Genomic DNA, 17,725 nt, shown 5'->3' with positions numbered 1-17,725 from the left:
CGGTATAGCGCACGACGTGCACAACAATTCTGCCCTCACCAGCAGGAACGCTTTCCCCGATGATCGCACCGAGCTCCGACACGGCACCAAACTGGCGATGCGGATTTCTCGTCACTCATTGCCTCAGCTTTCCCACTCACCCAAAGGTCCCATCCGGCGAGATCCACTCGCGCGCCTTCGCCCGCCGTTCGCTCGCATAGGTAAGCGGTGTTCGACTCGCGTGCCGGCGTCATTGCCACGTACAGCGTTGCTCGGCTGGTGTTGTCGCCCAGCACAGCGTGGGTGGAGTGAGCCGTGGTGCCCTGGCTGGCGTGGACGGTGATGGCATATCCGTGGGTGATGTGCTCGTGCAGGTAGTCGCCGCTGAAGGCGGCGCGTGCGCCGTCGCCCAGGCGGCGGGCGGCGATCCGGTGGTGTTCGGTGTCGACCGCGATGACCCGCCAGCGGTTGCCGTTGCGCACCGGATCGTCGGCCGGAAGATTCTCTCGCTCGACGCTGTAGCCGACATCGCCGGCGCCTTCACGTACCGCGACGTCGACGGCCTGGCCTGTCGGCGCCACCACCACCCGCCCGTCGTAGTTCGCGGCGACGTCGCCAACGACAACAGAAAGTCGCGCTGCCGGCTTGACCACAGCAGCGACGTGTCGAGCATGCAGCGATGGTCTCAGGCGCGCCGCCGCTCAGTTCTACGGCGCGCGGCGACAACACGCCGCGCCTCACGCAACTGCTCGCAAATCACCTCGGGATCCTCGTCGGCGTCGATGTCCATTGCGCTCTCGGCAAGCGCGTCGTACTGGCGCTGCCGGCGGGCCTCCCGGTAGGCCAACACGTCGTCGAGCACGAGCCGGTGGCGATTCCCGATGCGCTCGGCGGCCAGCTCGCCGCTCTTGATCAGACGCACCACGGTCGGACGACTCACCCCGAGAAGGTCGGCGGCCTGCTGGGTGGTCAGCGTCATGCTCTGCGGCGCGATGGTCACCGCCTTGCCGGCGTGCAGCGCAGCCACCACCTGCCTTAGCGCCTGATGAACCTCGCGCGGCAGCTCGACGCGGTCGTGCTCGTGGCGCCCACCAGCGCGTAGCTGGGGGCCAGCGTGCGGCCGCGCCGCCGCTCATGGGCCGACAGGAAGCTCAGCACCGGCGCTAGGTCCACTGTCCGCTCGGGCATAAACGTCTTCGACTCGATACCCTGAGCCCCGATACCGCACCTTCTCGATATATCCGAATGAATCGAACTGGCTTTCGTAACGTTCGAATAATGCCCCAGCTTGCCTCTCTCTTAGGCCGTTGGCGAGTAGGCCCCGGCGCAGCGGAGACCGTCGGCTTTCGTCGTGGCGATTTACGGCGCAATTCAACGGAGGGTGTCGATTTATGGTGATGTCGTCGCTACTGGTGGCCAAAGCACATGATGGAAGACAACGAAAGCCACGCGGAGATGCTTACCACCATCTAGGTGCGGGAGATCACCGGTGTGCCAGTGTCGACCCTGCACGGCTGGGCTGCAAAGCGAGAGCGCGGAATTGACGCACCGGGACCCCATTATGTGCGCCTCGGCGGGCGGGATCGGCGCTGGACGCGGCGCGACATGTACGACTGGCTCGAATCAGCCCGAGTGTGACCGCCGTTCCTGCTACGGCAAACATCGGGATCTTGGTGTCGACTTCTCGGCGTTCTTCGGTTGTTAGATGCCATCGGGCTAATGGTTACTGTGCGGTCAATGGAAAGGATTTTGCGGTCGGCCCTGGGACTGCCAAAGGGATTGGGACATAAGCGCGTTGAGCGACGACAGGAAGTAGAGCGATGACGGCGACATCTGTGGTTCGGCTGGGCACCAAGGCCGCAGCCGAATACCTCGGCGGCCTACCTGAGTCGACGCTGAGGTACTGGCGTTACTGGGCACCAGTCCGCGCAGCTATCGCCTTGGCCGACACACGTTTTGCGATATCGCCGACCTGGATGCGTGGGTAGAGGCGGAAGCTGCCAAGACCGAGCGCGGGGGAGTGGGTGAGTAACGGATTCGTACCACGGATTGTTGCGGTACTGACGCTGACCCTGGTTCTCGGCTACTGCGGACTGCGCTTCGGCGAGGCAGCGGCCCTGCGTCGCAAGAACGTGGGGACCGGGAGTTGACGATTCGCTCATCTGTGTGACCGGCGCCGGGATTGTCGAGACGACGACCAACCGGGTGCGTCACGTGCCTGTCCCCGAGCCGGTATCGGAGCGCCTGCGTGATGAACTGCCAACCGAGCCCAATGCCCTCGTGTTCCCAAGCTACCGCGGCGGGCACCTACCTATCGAGGAGTACCGCAGAGCCTTCGACAAGGGATGCAAGGCGGTTGGCATTGCCGACCTGGTCCCGCACGGGCTGAGGCACACCACGGCGTCGCTGGCGATCAGTGCGGGCGCTAATGTCAAAGTCGTGCAGAGGCTTCTCGGACACGCCACAGCGGCCATGACCTTGGACCGCCATGGCCACCTGCTCAGCGACGACCTGGCGGGCGTGGCAGGTTTGCTTGTGCAGGCCATCAAGAGTGCTGCGGCATCACTGCGGTATTCCGACCCTGATTCAGTCGCGGTGGAGAACATATCTGCAGCTAGTTAGCACAAGGGGCGGTAGCTCAGTTGGTTAGAGCCGCGGACTCATAATCCGTTGGTCGCGGGTTCGAGCCCCGCCCGCCCCACATTTCGGACACGTTGATGCGCTTACTCGAAATCCTGTCATGCCCAAAGTCGCGCTCGATGCGGCGGCATTGCCTTCGATCGGGTCGCTGTCGTCCTACCACTGCGAGGTGGTCACCTTTCGGCCATCACCTCGAGGTCTTCACAGCCGTATCGTGGACATTTTGGGCAGCCATGTTGTCCGACGCTATGGTGTCGACGGCGCCGGGCGCGAACTCCATTACGGCGGTCCTGCTCCTCCGCACCGACAACCACCAAGGCCCTTCCGGTGCCTTCTCATATTGGTGCTCAATGGCCGGCCACCGCGCAGCCAGCCGCGTCAGCTGTGCCCACGCGGACTAGTCCGCCCACACGGCCATGCAAGTGCACGACTTTGAGCTTGTGGGCGACCGCCAGCTCGGCCTCCACTGGCCGCGTCCGGAGATGCCTGTCGTTGCTGATGACCACCCACCCGACCCCCGACGATGGGGATCCAGTCGGTGTCGAGGATGCCTTGCGGTAGCAGGTCGTCGACGGGCGGGCGGCCAAACCGGGCCGTGTCTTTTCTGACGGCGACAAGGCCACACCAAGCCGAAGCAGGTTTTCATCGACAACATGGGTGACTTTGTCGACTTCGAGCATCGCCGGGCCTTATGCCGCCACCAGTCGGGCCAGCCGGTACTTCTTGGTGTAGTCGATTGCGTCTTGAATCTGCTTCAGGCTGAGACCGTAGTCGGCGGCCAGGTCCTCGCGTTCCTCACCGCCGTCTACCATTTGGGCGATCGTCACCGGCGACACACGACGCCCAACGAACGTGGGCTGCCCGCTATATCGGCTTGGGTTGATGACGATTTCGGGAAAGGCCTTGTCGACGGGCAGTTCGACGATCACGGCTTCGCCAACCTCATCCCGACCGGGTGTCGCGATGCTGGCGAGCCACCGGGCATCACCAAGCAACGCTTGCCCAGTACGGATCGTCACTTCCGCATCCGGCAGACCAATCTCCTCGCCGCCCATCGTCAGATCCCGCTCGTGCGTTGACAAGAACGGCCGCAGATGTGCCAGCGGGTATCGGAGATTGAACCGCGCACGCAGTTCTTCAATCGCTGCGCGCTGCCGCACTATTGGCACTTTCCGGCGGTCGCGGTATTCAGCAAGCATGCGAGTCTCGACGAACTCGCCCCACGTAACCCACGGCGTAGCTCCCGGCGTGACGCGGAGGATCGGCGGGTGATCTTTGCCGCCACGCTCGTAGCCGTTGATCCACCGCTTCGCGGTGCCGGCGGGGAGGCCGATCAGCTTATCGACCTCGGCGTATACGTAGACCTCTCGGTCGAGCATCGAGGTGACGGACATGTCCGCACGCATGACACAACGTTATCGGCGGTAGCCGACAGTTCCGCTGTCTGTCGACGTTGCTGCTGTTTCGTTGCCCCGCGTCATGGTACTTTCAGCAGTAGCCAGGTCCACGGTTTACGCGACTGACCAGCCAGTCACAACCAAAGCCGTCTGGTACTACACGTAGGGCTCATCATGCAGCGTCCACCGGTCCTCGCAGCTGTGATCGCGGTCGGCGATGTGGCGCCACCTGTGGCTCATGCAGCCCCAACGCCGATACCCGCGTGGTTCCGGTACTACCAGAACTGCAAGGCGGGACGCGGGGGTGGCCCCGCTCTATGGGGTGAGCCGGGTTACCGTCTTGGCCTCGACCACGGCGACGACGGCACCGCCTGTGAAGAGTTTCCCTGACTTGTTGTAGCGCTGAGGGACAACGATGACAGCCCGTCCACGCCATTATGCGAAGCCGTCAGCCGCCCGCTCGCACAACCAACGCGCAATGATCTTCCGGCCGTGGAAGAAGTCCCTACTGGCCCGCCAGCGATGGGACACCGGGCATGTGGGGGCCAAAAGGCTGCATTCCCCACACGAATGAATTCAGGTGTTGAGAAAATGTATAAAAATAGTATTGCTATCGCAATCGGTACATTGACTATGGCAGTTGAATTTTCTATGGTTTCTGCCAACGCCGAACCCGCGCCACCGCCGGGACAAGATCCGCACATGCCGAATAGTGCGATGGGATATTGCCCTGGCGGTGGCTTTGGTGGGATTACCGGGTGGGGATATTGTGACGGAATCAGATATCCAGACGGCAGCTATTGGCATCAAGTGCGGGTACCAGCGCCGTTTGTTGGTACGACGCTTACCTTGTCGTGTGTTATTGACGATGGTAGCCCGGTGCCACCATTAGCCGCTCCCGGCTCTTGCGGAGGGGGCGCATGAATGCGAGTTGAAAAATATCGCCAGAACGGATGCAACGATAGGTAAGTATCGCGACGGTGGCTTCCTTGGTGCGCCCGAACGTGGGTGGCATTTGTTGATCTTCGCTATCCGTGGTGTCGTGGTGACGGTTGGATTTCTCCTCCCGTGGTGGCAGTGGCGCTGGGCTGGGCGATGCGCCGCAAGCCTTTCTCAAGGTTCAACGAATATGTTGGATCGGCGAGCAATACGTGTTGGTTTGCCAGAGCACTGGAACTGCGCACTCTGCTGATCCGCTAGTCGCGGGACCATATCCCTTCCCGGCTGGCGATGTACTCGGTACGCTTTGCTGGGACGCGGAGTCGTAAGCGTGATGATCGAAGGCTAGCAGTGTCTGCTCGGAGGCGGTTTGCCGTCGGCGTTGTTGCGGCGGCAGTTGGTTTCGGCTTCGTCCCGGCCATTTCTCCGTCGACGCCGACTTCGGTGTTTGCCTGTCCTAGCGGCTACTACGAGAACGTGGACGGTCAGTGCATACCTGCTCCCCGGCAAGTGCCGCCAGGTTCGGGGGCGCCACCCGGCGCCACCGCAATTTGTAGGGACGGGTCGTACTCGTTCAGCACACACCGGTCAGGCACGTGTTCGCGCCACGGCGGTGTACTGAGCTGGTTGGCGTGATGATTGGGGCGGTTGCTGGTTGTGGGTGTCTCGTGGCCATCGCCGGCCCGCCGCGTCGTTGAATTTCGTGTCGATTTTCTGTTTGGAACGGTGGTTTCGGTAATCCACTGGTCGCGGGGACCCCGCTTTCGATGCGTCGCACCGGTGCGGGGCTAGATGTCGCTAAAGAGGTGTCGCGCGTTGCCGGTGGTCGCTATCGTCGCGCTGGTGGCATCGGGCGTGATTATGTTCATCTGGTCGCAGCAGCGTCGGCTAATCTACTTCCCGTCTGCGGGTCCGGTGCCATCGGCTTCCTCCGTTTTGCCCGCCGGCCGCGATGTCGTGGTCGAAACACAAGATGGAATGCGCTTGGGTGGCTGGTACTTCCCGCATACTTCGGGCGGTAGTGGGCCCGCGGTGCTGGTGTGCAATGGCAACGCCGGCGACCGGTCGATGCGTGCGGAGCTGGCTGTCGCGCTGCATGGCCTGGGCCTGTCGGTGTTGCTGTTTGACTATCGCGGCTACGGCGGTAACCCGGGTCGGCCGTCTGAGCAGGGCCTGGCCGCCGACGCTCGGGCCGCGCAGGAGTGGCTGTCCGGCCAGTCCGACGTCGACCCCGCGCGCATTGCCTATTTCGGCGAATCCCTCGGCGCGGCGGTGGCGGTCGGGCTGGCCGTGCAACGGCCGCCGGCGGCACTCGTGCTGAGATCTCCGTTCACGTCGCTGGCCGAGGTCGGCGCGGTGCACTACCCGTGGCTGCCGCTGCGCCGGTTGCTGCTGGACCACTACCCGTCGATCGAGCGCATCGCCTCTGTACACGCGCCGGTGCTGGTCATCGCGGGCGGCAGCGACGACATCGTCCCCGCTACGCTTAGTGAGCGGCTGGTCGCAGCGGCCGCCGAGCCTAAGCGATACGTGGTGGTTCCCGGTGTGGGTCACAACGACCCGGAACTACTCGATGGGCGGGTGATGCTCGATGCGATCCGGCGCTTCTTGACGGAGACGGCGGTGCTCGGACAGTGAACCGGGCATGACGACGCCCGCCGGTGTCCGGTGACTCGTGTGGCGTTGCTGACTACCGGTCGTGAGCTGAGCCAGGCCGCACCGCCGGCGCGGGCGCGCACGCCACTTCCGGTACCAACGCCGCGCGGCGAACGCCCCGATGATGGCGGTCACGCACCACACCGCGATCGCCGAGTAAACCAGCGGCGACGACAGGTTGGTGATCGACGCGCCCAGCGCGGTGTAGACGAACACCCGTGGCGCCGACCCGATGAACGACCCAACGACCATCTGCCACAACGGAACTCCGAACGCCCCGAAGGTGTACGAGGCCAGCGCATCCGAGATGCCGGGGACGAAGCGCTGACCGACCACCGCCCACAATCCGCGCCGTTCGATCTGTGCATCGAGGCGATGGGCGCGATCGACACCCAGCAGCGCCTGGGCGTCATTCCGGCCTGCGCGCCGGCCGAGAAAGCTGGCAGGGTCACAAAGGTGTCTAGTAGCGGCCCGAACAGCACCCCGCTGCCGGCGGCGAGGATCGGGCCCGGGACGAACAACGCGCCGAGTGCGGCCGACACCACAACGTACGCCAGGGGTGCGATCGGACCCGTCGCCACCACGATCGCGCTACGGACCCCGTCGACGTGGATGACTCGTGCCACCGCAACCAGGTAGAACAGCCCCAGCAAAATCCCGGCGAACAGGGCGAGCCGCAGGACATGGCGCCGTCGGCTGTCGGCCGGGCACTCGTTGTCGGTCATGCCGGGCCCTCAGGTCAGCAGTGTGTCGCGATACAGTGCGGCGAAGCGGCCCAGCGCCTCGCCGCCGATGGTTCGCCCGTCGCCGCGGAACATGGCGCGCAGCGTTCCTCCGAAGCCGACGAGGCCAACCCCGATCGGCATGACGCTCATGGCCGCCGTCGGACTGAACCACACCTCAGTGGTGTCCCCGGCCTCGCCCCCGAAAGCGGGGACGTCGACGCGGCCCAGGTTGGACAGACAGACGCTTTCGACGAACCGATCTTCGACCAAGGGGAGAAGCAGCTGAAGTTGGCGCTTGAGCATCGCCGGCAACACCTTTCCCCCTTCGAGCAGATCCACGACCCACCCGGCGGCGCCGGATTGCTTCAATGGTCCGGTGATCCCGGCGACGATGGCGGTCGCCTTCTCGAGATCGGTCACCTCGTCGACCCGCAGCACGATCGCCAGGTAGCTGGCAAAGTTCGAGATGACCTCGGTCGACCACGCGGTCGGCCGGAAGTTCACCGGCATGTTCACCGACACGGAATCGGCGGCTGGGACATCGTGTGTGCGGTTCCACTGCAGGATCGTCAACGCCAGCGCGGCCATCGCCAGGTCGTTCACCGTCGCCCCCTCGGGTCGACGAGCAACCGCGGTTGCCATCTCGTCGCTCTCGATGGTGAGTGGGGCGAACACGAAGCGCGGCCCGTCGGGCGAGCCGCCATCCGGGGCGACCCGGGTGGTCCGCTTCCGGTCGATGGCCGGTTTTGCCAGGCCGCGGGCGCGGATCAGGACGTCGAACAGGTCGCGGGAGCCGGCGACGCCTTTAAGGTTGCGGGCTTCCTCGATCGGAGGGCCACCGACCTCGTCAGGCTCGCCCGCATAGGCCCGGGCCAGTGAGAGCAACAGACGCAGCCCGCCCATGCCGTCGAAGGCCGCGTGGTGGAAGTTGAGCAGGAGGCGGTCGCCCACGGTCTCGCGTACCACCGCGACGGCAAAGACCGGGCTTCGGTGCAGTTCGGGAGCCCGCGCATAAAAGCGACTGCGAACTTCACCGACGGGTTCATCGGTGATCTCCACGGCGAGGTGATCCGCGCGGTCGGGTACCTCCCAATACAGCGTCCGTGCGGTTAGGCTGGCGCGGCCAAGCCGCGCCCGAGCCAGGGCGTGCTTGGCGACGGCGGCGCGCAGGGCAGCGGCAAGCCGGTCGAGGTCGAAACGACCGGACACCCGCGCCTCGATCTGCACCGAAGGAACGATGTCAATGTCATCGGTGATGAACATCTCGTCCAGCGCGGTAAGGCGCAGCGTTTGGGTCATGGGGCTATCTTCCTCCAGCCGGTGCGGCGTTCGCTGGGGCCGCCTGGCCTGGGCATCGTTGCCCGATCAGCGCCCTCGCCGACCATCCGTTGCCGGCGCTTGGATCCGCTCTTACCAACGCGCAGTGGCTTGCTGCTCAACCGGTTCTACGGCCGCGGTGAGTCGCCACGTGTGCTGCCGCCGCGGCGGTCGTGGCGATAACCTAGGTCCAGCGCCGGACGACAAACCGTGAGGTCTGCGATGAGGCATTTTCTACGACGCTGCGCGCTTTGCGCGTTCACTGCGGTGTTGACGGTGTTGGCGGTGACCGGACTTGTCGAGCCGGCGAACAGCCGGGCCGACGATGATTGCGCGCCCGGCTGGGTGTGGAGCCCCGACTTGAATCAATGCGTGTTCTGGCTCCCCGCCGTAAACCGACCAGGCGGACCCGGGGGTCCGGGCGGACCAGGCGGGCCGGGAGGTCCGGGCGGGCCAGGTGGCCCTGGCCGACACTAGGTATGCGAAGCGTCGGCGGGGTCAGTTGACTTGGCGTAATCGCATAAGAGCGCATGCTCAGCTGGTCGACACAGTCAACGGAGGAGCGATGAGCCACGACATTGCTACCGAGGAAGCCGACGACGGCGCGCTGGACCGTTGTGTCCTGTGCGACCTCACCGGGAAGCGAGTCGATGTCAAGGAGGCGACGTGCACCGGCCGCCCCGCCACGACGTTCGAGCAGGCATTCGCCGTGGAGCGCGATGCCGGATTCGATGACTTCCTGCACGGTCCGGTTGGCCCGCGGAGCACCCCATGACCGCGCCCGAACCGCGGGTGCCGGTCATCGATATGTGGGCACCGTTCGTTCCGTCCGCCGAGGTCATTGACGATCTTCGGGAAGGATTTCCCGTCGAGCTGCTGTCGTATTTCGAGGTCTTCACCAAGACGACGATCAGCGCCGAGCAGTTCGGTGCCTACGCGGAGTCGCTACGCAGGACAGACGACCAAATACTGGACTCCCTGGACGACGCCGGGATTACCCGCAGTCTGATCACGGGATTCGATGAACGGTCCACGTGTGGTGTCACCTTTGTCCACAATGCCTCGGTGGCCGCCGTCGCGGCCCGCTATCCAGATCGGTTCCTACCCTTCGCCGGTGCCGACATCCTGGCCGGCGACTCGGCAGTCGACGAGTTCGAGCGCTGGGTGGTCGAGCACGGTTTCCGCGGGTTGAGCTTGCGTCCGTTCATGATTGGACGGCCCGCATCCGACCCCGCCTACTTCCCTTGCTACGCCAAATGCGTCGAGCTTGGTGTGCCCGTTTCCATCCACACCTCCGCCGATTGGACTCGGACACGGCTCAGCGATCTCGGCCATCCCCGCCACATCGACGACGTTGCCTGCCGCTTCCCTGAGTTAACGATCCTGATGAGCCACGGCGGCTACCCGTGGGTGCTGCAGGCATGCCTGATCGCCTGGAAACACCCGAACGTCTACCTGGAATTGGCCGCGCACCGTCCCAAGTACTTCGCTTCACCGGGCGCTGGATGGGAGCCGCTGATGCGGTTTGGGCAGACAACAATCCGCAACAAGATCGTTTACGGTACCGGCGGATTTCTCATCAACCGCCCTTACCTGCAATTGTGCGACGAGATGCGTGCGCTGCCGGTCCCCCGGGAAGTCCTGGAGGACTGGCTATGGCGTAACGCCACACGTGTGCTGCGGCTCGACACGTGAGACCTGTAGGCCCCACATCGCCAGCAGAGCTTTTCACCGGCTATGTCGCCGCGTGCCCGGCCCGCGCGGCAGCGCGCTTTTCGGCCTCCGCGTGCTCGGTGGCGGTGACGACGACCGCGTCCGACCCGGGGTACACCGTTGTCTCGTGCCCGTTTACCAGCCAACGCACCACGTATGGCGGCGAGCCGTCTGCGGAGCGCACCTCGATGATCTCAGCATGTTGATCATGCCGTTCCGTGGTTGTGCCCTTCACCACGAGGTAGTCGCCGACTTTTGCGTGCATCGCCTACTCCCTTCTTGTCTTGATATGACCACGGACCCCTCCATCGTGCGCGCGTTGGTCGGTTAGCGAAAGCGTGAAGCAAAGACTCGCGCACGGGCTAGGTGGCTATTGCAGCTTTCCGGCAACGAAGTCAGCCGCCTGGTTGACCATGCCCGACGAGACATAGGCCCCGGCGAGGTGCTGGGGCCAGTTGGCCTCCCAGGTGTTGGGGTCGGCAGGGTGGCAGACGGGGTCGTCGCCGTGACACAACTCGATGGTCCGATCGTTGTAGGCGGGGCTGAAGTTGGTGATGGGGCCGACCCACTGACTGCCATTGCCGAACAGCGCGACCGCGGCGATGTGCTCATCACTGCCGGGAGGCAGGGGATTGGTGAAGCCCCACATCTGGGTGGGCACCGCGAGTACCACGTCGGTGACGGCCGCGCCCAGCGAGTAACCGCCGGGCACCAGGCGGGTATTCGGACAGCTGTTGGCCATGCTCTGAATGTGGGCGCTCATGTCGTTGGCGCCCACATCGATCTGATTGTCGGCGGGGTATTTCACCGCGTAGACCCCGACATTCTTGTTGACCTTCGAGCGCAGCGCGCTGACGAATGCGTTGCCGACCGTGCCAATCCCGGGCGGTTCGAAGCGGCCGCGGGCGAACACCACTTCGGCGTCGGGGCAGGCTGCAGTGGCCGGTGCAACGGCACCGGGGTAGCCGGCGGGAACGGTGATGGGAGTAAGCAGAAGCACCGCGGCCAGCATTGCGGCGGCCGCGCCCATGGTGAGCAGTCGGCGGGTCAGTAAATCATTCACAGTGGGATGGTAGCGACCCGCGGCCGCCCGTGCCCGACCAATTTTTCCAGGCCGCAGCGGCCCCGAGTGGCCGGCAATGGCACAAAGTCCCAGCGGTGTCGCGGTAGGTTGACGACCAGTATGTTAGGTGTCGCCCCCGAAGCGAAGGGACCGCCGGTGAAGGTCCACCACCTCAACTGCGGCACCATGAATGCATTTGGCATCGCTCTGTTATGCCACGTTCTGCTCGTCGAGACCGACGATGGATTGGTGCTGGTGGACACCGGCTTCGGTATCCAGGACTGCCTTGACCCCGGCCGGGTAGGTCTATTCCGTCATGTCCTGCGGCCGGCATTCTTGCAGGCCGAAACCGCGGCCCGCCAGATCGAACAGCTCGGCTACCGCACGTCCGACGTTCGACACATTGTGCTCACCCACTTCGACTTCGACCACATCGGCGGGATCGCCGACTTCCCCGAGGCTCACCTCCACGTCACCGCCGCCGAAGCCCGCGGTGCCATCCACGCCCCTTCGCTCCGCGAGCGACTGCGATATCGACGCGGACAGTGGGCCCACGGCCCGAAGCTGGTGGAGCACGGTCCCGACGGGGAACCCTGGCGCGGATTCGCATCGGCCAAACCCCTCGATTCCATCGGCACCGGTGTCGTTCTGGTGCCGATGCCCGGTCACACCCGCGGGCACGCCGCGGTAGCTGTCGATGCCGGTCACCGCTGGGTTTTGCACTGCGGCGACGCCTTCTATCATCGCGGCACCCTCGATGGCCGGTTCCGGGTGCCCTTCGTGATGCGGGCCGAGGAAAAGCTGTTGTCGTATAACCGCAACCAACTGCGCGACAACCAGGCCCGAATCGTCGAACTCCATCGACGCCACGACCCGGATCTACTCATCGTCTGCGCACACGATCCCGACCTCTATCAGCTTGCTCGCGATACGGCCTAGCCAGGCCACCCCCAGCTCGGCGCCGGATCGCAGCTCGCTAAATTCGAGTCGCTATGTCGTCGGAAGGAATCTCATGAACGCCCATGTCGAGCAGTTGGAGTTTCAGGCGGAGGCCCGGCAACTGCTGGATTTGATGGTCCACTCGGTCTACTCCAATAAGGACGCGTTTCTGCGGGAGTTGATCTCGAATGCCTCCGATGCGCTAGACAAGCTGCGGATTGAGGCGCTGCGGAACAAGGACCTGGAGGTCGACACCTCCGATCTGCACATCGAGATCGACGCAGACAAAGCTGCAAGGACTCTTACCGTTCGTGACAACGGCATCGGGATGGCGCGCGAGGAGGTGGTGGATCTGATTGGCACGCTGGCCAAGTCGGGCACCGCCGAGCTGCGCGCACAGCTGCGTGAGGCCAAGAACGCGGCCGCCTCCGAGGAACTGATCGGTCAGTTCGGCATCGGCTTCTACTCGTCGTTCATGGTGGCCGACAAGGTCCAACTGCTTACCCGCAAGGCTGGCGAGAGCGCGGCCACCAGATGGGAGTCCAGCGGTGAGGGCACCTACACCATCGAGTCCGTCGAGGATGCCCCCCAGGGCACGTCGGTCACCCTGCACCTCAAGCCGGAAGACGCCGAGGACGACCTGCACGACTACACCTCGGAATGGAAGATCCGTAACCTGGTCAAGAAATACTCCGACTTCATCGCCTGGCCCATCCGGATGGACGTCGAGCGCCGCACCCCAGCCTCCCAGGAAGAAGGGGGGGAAGGCGGCGAGGAGACCGTCACCATCGAAACCGAAACCCTCAACTCGATGAAGGCGCTGTGGGCGAGGCCCAAAGAAGAGGTGTCTGAGCAGGAGTACAAGGAGTTCTACAAACACGTCGCGCACGCCTGGGACGACCCGCTCGAGATCATCGCGATGAAGGCCGAGGGCACCTTCGAGTACCAGGCCCTGCTGTTCATCCCGTCTCATGCCCCGTTCGATCTGTTCGACCGGGACGCCCACGTCGGTATCCAGCTCTACGTCAAGCGGGTGTTCATCATGGGCGACTGCGACCAGCTCATGCCCGAGTACTTGCGTTTTGTCAAGGGTGTGGTCGACGCGCAGGACATGTCGCTCAACGTTTCTCGCGAAATCCTGCAGCAGGACCGGCAGATCAAGGCCATCCGCCGGCGGCTGACCAAGAAGGTGCTGTCCACGATCAAGGACGTGCAGTCCAGCCGGCCGGAGGACTACCGCACGTTCTGGACACAGTTCGGCAGGGTCCTCAAAGAGGGACTGCTGTCAGACATCGATAACCGGGAGACCCTGCTCGGTATTTCTTCGTTTGTCTCCACGTACAGCGAGGAGGAACCCACCACGCTGGCCGAATACGTCGAGCGCATGAAGGACGGTCAGCAACAGATCTTCTACGCCACCGGCGAGACGCGCCAACAACTGCTGAAGTCACCGCACCTGGAGGCGTTTAAGGCCAAGGGGTACGAAGTGCTGCTGCTCACCGACCCGGTCGACGAGGTCTGGGTGGGAATGGTGCCGGAGTTCGACGGCAAACCGCTGCAGTCGGTTGCCAAGGGCGAGGTGGACTTGAGTTCCGAAGAGGACACCAGCGAGGCCGAGCGCGAGGAGCGGCAGAAGGAATTTGCCGACCTGCTGACCTGGTTGCAGGAGACGTTGAGCGATCACGTCAAGGAGGTGCGGCTGTCCACCCGCCTGACCGAGTCACCGGCCTGTCTGATCACCGATGCCTTCGGGATGACACCCGCGCTCGCGCGCATCTACCGGGCTTCCGGCCAGGAGGTTCCGGTCGGCAAGCGGATACTTGAGCTCAACCCGAGCCATCCGTTGGTGACCGGCCTGCGCCAAGCCCACCAGGACCGCGCAGACGATGCCGAGAAATCATTGGCCGAAACCGCGGAATTACTTTACGGCACAGCGCTTCTCGCCGAAGGCGGCGCACTCGAGGATCCGGCGAGGTTCGCCGAGCTGCTGGCCGAACGTCTCGCGCGTACCTTGTAGCGAGCTCAACGACGGCTGACCTTCTCACGCACCATGTCGGTGAGGAAGCGGCCGGTGGAAACCGGGCGAAACGCCCGGGCGGCGTCGGTGAGCGCGTCGCGGGATTGCGCGCTGAGCTCGATGTCAGCGGCCGCGACGTTGAACTCGAGTTGCTCGACACTGGACGCTCCGGGAATGGCGACCACCCCCGGCAGGCTAATCAGCCAGGCCAGTGCCACCTGGGCGGGCTTGGCGTCGACGTCGACGGCGATGGCGCGCAACGTAGCCAGCAGCGGCTCTATCCGGCGCAGGTTCTCGGTGCCGAACAGCGGGTTCAACGCGCGCACGCCACCGGGACGATTCTCGAGTCCGTACTTGCCACCCAATAGTCCTTGCGCCAGCGGGCTGTAGGCGATCACGATGCGGTTCTCGAGCTCGGCGAACGGCACCAGATCTTCGAGCGCATCAGGGTGGGCGAGCGAGAAATGTACCTGGTTGCTGACGACTGGGCGCCCAAGCGCGGCGTCGGCCTTCCGCCATCGCGCCAGTGAGTAGTTGGAGACACCGGCCGCGCCAATGTCGCCGCTGTCCAGCAGGTCACGCATCCCCGGCATGATCACCGAATCGGGGACCACCGGGTTGGGCTGGTGGATCTGATACAGCGGGATACGGTTCAGCTGCAGCCGCCGCGCACTGGCGCGCTCGCGGTTCTTGATCACCGCCGGAAACGGCGCGACCGGGAAGACCTTGCTAGCCACCACCACCTCGGTGCGGTCGTCGCCGAGGGCCTCCCCGAGAATACGCTCGCTTTTGCCCAGGCCGTAGATCTCGGCGGTATCGAACAGCGTGACCCCCAAGGCGCGTGCGCGTTTGACAATGTCGCGGGCGGCGCCGGTGGCGTACCGGTCCCCATATCCCCATTCACGCGAGCCGAACTGCCAAGTGCCCAACCCGATCCGGCTGACCTGTCCGATTCCGTCGACGTCCAGATATTTCATGTCTGCCACCGTACCGAGGGGCTCGGCGCGGCGGCGACCGCGTCGCTCGACGGTGTAGCCGACCCCGAGCCGGTAATTTCGCAGACCGTTGGTCACTCGCGCTTTTGCTGCAGAAATTCAGTGTCACCGAATGTGGGCAGCTTGTCGGCGCCGCACCAGCCGGGTGCGCTACCAACCGCGAGTCTTCGCAGTCATCCCCGGTGCTTTGGTGTCCGGCCGCTCGCCTCCACCATCCATTCCTTCTCGATACGGCCAATCTCAAGCGAAAGCACCATGAGAGTTGGGTTATCGCAACGGACTTCGTAAGCGGTACGGAACTTCGCTGCCTCCCCAGTGGTGGGCAGGTGCGGCCGCAAACCTTCGAACCACTCGTCGCCGACGACGTTGGGCGCATGGGTGTCCCGAGACCCGGCCTCCCATTGCCGGTAGGCGTTGCTGGCACTGCACAACCCAGACCGCCACACTCGCACCGCCTCGTAGCGCCGTGCTTGCAGATCGACGTTCATCTGCTGCCTACGGTCCTTGGCAGCCGCGACCCCCGGGACATACGCTTCCGCGATCGACTTCGCAATCCCCCCGATGCCCATGGCCGAGGCACCCACCACGGTGCCGAGCAGGCCCATCATCGCCATCTCCATCGCCATTCTGCCGATCCTTCGTCCGCAGCCGTCGCGGTTACGTTGCCTGCTGCCAGGAGAGCATGCGTTCGGCGAGTTCGGTTCCGCTGTCCTCCTGGATGAAGTGGCTGGCCTTGATGCGGGCGTGCGGCTGACCCGCCGCGCCGGGAATGTGCTTGATCAGCGGACCGTCCGCTTGCCCGAGTATCGGGTCGCGATAACCGAAGATGGCAAGGAACGGTTTGTCCCACCGGCCCAGGGCTTCCCATGCCGCGCGGTTGGCCGGTACCGCCGGATCGTCGGGTGAGGTCGGCACCAACCGTGGGAACGCCCGGGCGCCGGCTTGATACGTTTTGTCGGGGAAAGGTGCATCGTAGCCGGCTCGGACCCCGGCGGGAACCCTGTGGACGGTGCCGAAGTTCACCAGACGGCCAGCGGGAAGCACCGGAGAATAGCGCGCAAACGCCCGCCACACGTAGAAGGGGAGTGGGGTGCGCCCCTGCGCGGCGGGGAGAAACCCGTTGGCGACCACCAGCCGCGCGATCCGGTCACCGTGCTCGGCAGCGATGCGCAGACCGATCAATGACCCCCAGTCCTGCACGAAGAGCGTAACGTCGTGCAGGTCGAGATTCTCGAACCAGGACGTCACCCACTCGACGTGCCGCAGGTAGGTGTAGTCCTCGATGCGAGTCGGCTTGTCGGAGCGGCCGAAGCCGATCAGGTCGGGCGCGAGCACACGGTGCCCGGCGGCGGAGAGCGGCGGAATCATGGTTCGGTACAGATAACTCCAGGTGGGCTCGCCGTGCAGCAAGACGATCGGCGGACCGTCGCCCGGGCCCTCGTCGACGTAGTGCATTCGCAACGGCTGGGTGTCGCCGGCCGTCACATCGACATAGTGCGGTGCAAACGGGTAGCCCACCAGGTGTTCGAACCGGGAGTCTGGGGTGCGTAGGACATCCATGATCTGCTCCTCTCTGAGCTGTGCCACGTCGGAACCATTGTTGTGCAAAAGCGTCCGATATCCGCGCTCGCGTCGACTCAGTCGCCGCCGAGGTTAAGCGAAATCGGCGTAGGCCAAGTGGACGCCGCAGCTCAGGCACCTGAAGAGGTAGGCGGTCGCCAGCCCGTTTCGATCGAGCGTCAGGATGAATTCCTCGATTTTGTCGGCGGGCCAGTCGTAGCCGCGGTACTCATTGCGCAGCGCATCCAGGGCGTCAGGGAGGTCGGCCACCTCGCTGGCGCCCACCGGGCCAAGGAAGGCGGCGGCGTCCCCGCAGTGATGCAACCATTCCTCCTGCAGCCAGCCCGTGAACCCGGGTGTTCGGCACAGCACTTCCTCGGTCACGTCCTCTGGAACGTCGTCGGGCACCGCCCACATGGCGTCGGTGAACGTGGCATCGAAGCGACTCGCCGCACTGCCATCTGCGATACACCAAGGACAGATGGCCTCGTTAAGCTCCTCCTCCGCATACACCGGGCCGGTGTAGGTGTAGGGCCGACGTTGCTCGCAGCTCACGCAGCTCACCTCGTCGGCGACTATCGAGCCGGTGCCGACGGGATCGGGGTGATAACGAAATTGGGGCAGCTTCTGGGGGGTGGAGGTCTCTTCGACAGGCATCTCATGATCTTGCCCGCGCCCTGTTGTGCTCGCCAGCGGGGTGGGCAGACACGCATGGTTGGCCGACTGGTCCATGTGTCGCCTTGATCGTAGCTGATCCGCACGGGCGGGCAAACGGCCTTCACGTT

The 17,725-nt window shown here is 64.5% G+C and carries 20 protein-coding genes, 1 tRNA gene and 1 pseudogene; 9 read left to right on the top strand and 13 right to left on the bottom strand.

Annotated features, from left to right (window positions below; genetic code table 11):
• Positions 1–35: 35 nt before the first annotated feature.
• The 3 genes from Rv2311 to Rv2309A all read right to left on the bottom strand — a co-directional run bounded on the left by Rv2311 (position 36) and on the right by Rv2309A (position 1,399).
• Positions 36–560 carry a hypothetical protein gene (locus Rv2311; RefSeq protein NP_216827.1) on the bottom strand — a complete coding sequence of 175 codons (525 nt, stop codon included), beginning with the start codon at positions 558–560 and terminating at the stop codon, positions 36–38.
• Positions 561–664: 104 nt separating this feature from the next.
• Positions 665–1,009, bottom strand: a complete 345-nt coding sequence (locus tag Rv2310; RefSeq protein ID NP_216826.1) for an excisionase — start codon at positions 1,007–1,009, stop codon at positions 665–667.
• 102 nt (positions 1,010–1,111) lie between these two features.
• A complete protein-coding gene (locus Rv2309A; RefSeq protein YP_177668.1) occupies positions 1,112–1,399 on the bottom strand; it encodes a hypothetical protein in 288 nt (95 codons plus the stop codon).
• A 1,207-nt stretch (positions 1,400–2,606) separates the two neighbouring features.
• Between Rv2309A and metV the strand changes: the two genes are divergently transcribed.
• Positions 2,607–2,680 (top strand) — tRNA-Met (gene metV / locus Rvnt24).
• Between the two features lie 286 nt (positions 2,681–2,966).
• On the opposite strand, the gene Rv2308a is transcribed toward metV, so the two are convergent.
• Both Rv2308a and Rv2308 read right to left on the bottom strand, forming a co-directional pair.
• A complete protein-coding gene (locus Rv2308a) occupies positions 2,967–3,299 on the bottom strand; it encodes a hypothetical protein (RefSeq protein YP_009030038.1) in 333 nt (110 codons plus the stop codon).
• A gap of 9 nt (positions 3,300–3,308) precedes the next feature.
• Positions 3,309–4,025, bottom strand: a complete 717-nt coding sequence (locus Rv2308) for a hypothetical protein (protein NP_216824.1) — start codon at positions 4,023–4,025, stop codon at positions 3,309–3,311.
• A gap of 208 nt (positions 4,026–4,233) precedes the next feature.
• Between Rv2308 and Rv2307D the strand changes: the two genes are divergently transcribed.
• The 4 genes from Rv2307D (at position 4,234) to Rv2307c (ending at position 6,593) form a co-directional block, all read left to right on the top strand.
• Positions 4,234–4,416, top strand: coding sequence for a hypothetical protein (locus tag Rv2307D; RefSeq protein YP_177667.1), 183 nt, complete (start codon positions 4,234–4,236; stop codon positions 4,414–4,416).
• Between the two features lie 92 nt (positions 4,417–4,508).
• Positions 4,509–4,940 (top strand): hypothetical protein, encoded by a 432-nt coding sequence (locus tag Rv2307B; protein ID YP_177666.1) that lies wholly within the window; start codon positions 4,509–4,511, stop codon positions 4,938–4,940.
• Between the two features lie 84 nt (positions 4,941–5,024).
• Positions 5,025–5,216: a hypothetical protein gene (locus Rv2307A; protein ID YP_177665.1), complete on the top strand. Its 192-nt coding sequence runs from the start codon at positions 5,025–5,027 to the stop codon at positions 5,214–5,216.
• Between the two features lie 531 nt (positions 5,217–5,747).
• Positions 5,748–6,593 (top strand): hypothetical protein, encoded by an 846-nt coding sequence (locus Rv2307c; RefSeq protein NP_216823.1) that lies wholly within the window; start codon positions 5,748–5,750, stop codon positions 6,591–6,593.
• On the opposite strand, the pseudogene Rv2306A reads toward Rv2307c, so the two are convergent.
• Positions 6,522–7,336 (bottom strand): annotated as a pseudogene (locus Rv2306A). The gene Rv2307c and the pseudogene Rv2306A sit on opposite strands and share 72 nt — an antisense overlap.
• A 9-nt stretch (positions 7,337–7,345) precedes the next feature.
• A complete protein-coding gene (locus Rv2305; RefSeq protein NP_216821.1) occupies positions 7,346–8,635 on the bottom strand; it encodes a hypothetical protein in 1,290 nt (429 codons plus the stop codon).
• Positions 8,636–9,218: 583 nt separating this feature from the next.
• Between Rv2305 and Rv2304c the strand changes: the two genes are divergently transcribed.
• Both Rv2304c and Rv2303c read left to right on the top strand, forming a co-directional pair.
• Entirely contained in the window at positions 9,219–9,428 is a 210-nt protein-coding gene (locus Rv2304c; RefSeq protein ID NP_216820.1) for a hypothetical protein, read from the top strand.
• A complete protein-coding gene (locus Rv2303c) occupies positions 9,425–10,348 on the top strand; it encodes an antibiotic-resistance protein (protein ID NP_216819.1) in 924 nt (307 codons plus the stop codon). Before Rv2304c ends, Rv2303c begins: the two co-directional genes overlap by 4 nt.
• Before the next feature lie 40 nt (positions 10,349–10,388).
• Here the strand turns inward: Rv2303c and Rv2302 are convergent, their stop codons facing one another.
• Both Rv2302 and cut2 read right to left on the bottom strand, forming a co-directional pair.
• Entirely contained in the window at positions 10,389–10,631 is a 243-nt protein-coding gene (locus tag Rv2302) for a hypothetical protein (protein ID NP_216818.1), read from the bottom strand.
• Positions 10,632–10,736: 105 nt separating this feature from the next.
• On the bottom strand, positions 10,737–11,429 hold the full coding sequence (gene cut2, locus Rv2301) for a cutinase (RefSeq protein NP_216817.2): 693 nt from the start codon (positions 11,427–11,429) through the stop codon (positions 10,737–10,739).
• 6 nt (positions 11,430–11,435) lie between these two features.
• Between cut2 and Rv2300c the strand changes: the two genes are divergently transcribed.
• The gene (locus tag Rv2300c; protein NP_216816.1) at positions 11,436–12,368 is read left to right on the top strand and encodes a metallo-hydrolase; all 933 of its coding nucleotides are present in this window, start codon (positions 11,436–11,438) and stop codon (positions 12,366–12,368) included.
• Positions 12,369–12,441: 73 nt separating this feature from the next.
• Complete coding sequence (gene htpG, locus Rv2299c) at positions 12,442–14,385, top strand: chaperone protein HtpG (protein ID NP_216815.1); 1,944 nt, start codon at positions 12,442–12,444, stop codon at positions 14,383–14,385.
• A 5-nt stretch (positions 14,386–14,390) separates the two neighbouring features.
• Here htpG and Rv2298 read toward each other — a convergent pair whose 3' ends face one another.
• The 4 genes from Rv2298 to Rv2295 all read right to left on the bottom strand — a co-directional run bounded on the left by Rv2298 (position 14,391) and on the right by Rv2295 (position 17,672).
• Positions 14,391–15,362, bottom strand: a complete 972-nt coding sequence (locus Rv2298; protein ID NP_216814.1) for an oxidoreductase — start codon at positions 15,360–15,362, stop codon at positions 14,391–14,393.
• 191 nt (positions 15,363–15,553) lie between these two features.
• Positions 15,554–16,006, bottom strand: a complete 453-nt coding sequence (locus tag Rv2297; protein NP_216813.1) for a hypothetical protein — start codon at positions 16,004–16,006, stop codon at positions 15,554–15,556.
• A gap of 31 nt (positions 16,007–16,037) precedes the next feature.
• A complete protein-coding gene (locus Rv2296; protein NP_216812.1) occupies positions 16,038–16,940 on the bottom strand; it encodes a haloalkane dehalogenase in 903 nt (300 codons plus the stop codon).
• A 93-nt stretch (positions 16,941–17,033) separates the two neighbouring features.
• Positions 17,034–17,672 (bottom strand): hypothetical protein, encoded by a 639-nt coding sequence (locus tag Rv2295; protein NP_216811.1) that lies wholly within the window; start codon positions 17,670–17,672, stop codon positions 17,034–17,036.
• Positions 17,673–17,725 lie beyond the last annotated feature (53 nt).

The organism is Mycobacterium tuberculosis H37Rv (assembly GCF_000195955.2).
GTDB lineage: Bacteria > Actinomycetota > Actinomycetes > Mycobacteriales > Mycobacteriaceae > Mycobacterium > Mycobacterium tuberculosis.
Note: the sequence above shows the minus strand (reverse complement) of the source record. Positions and strands in the feature narration are given on the sequence as shown.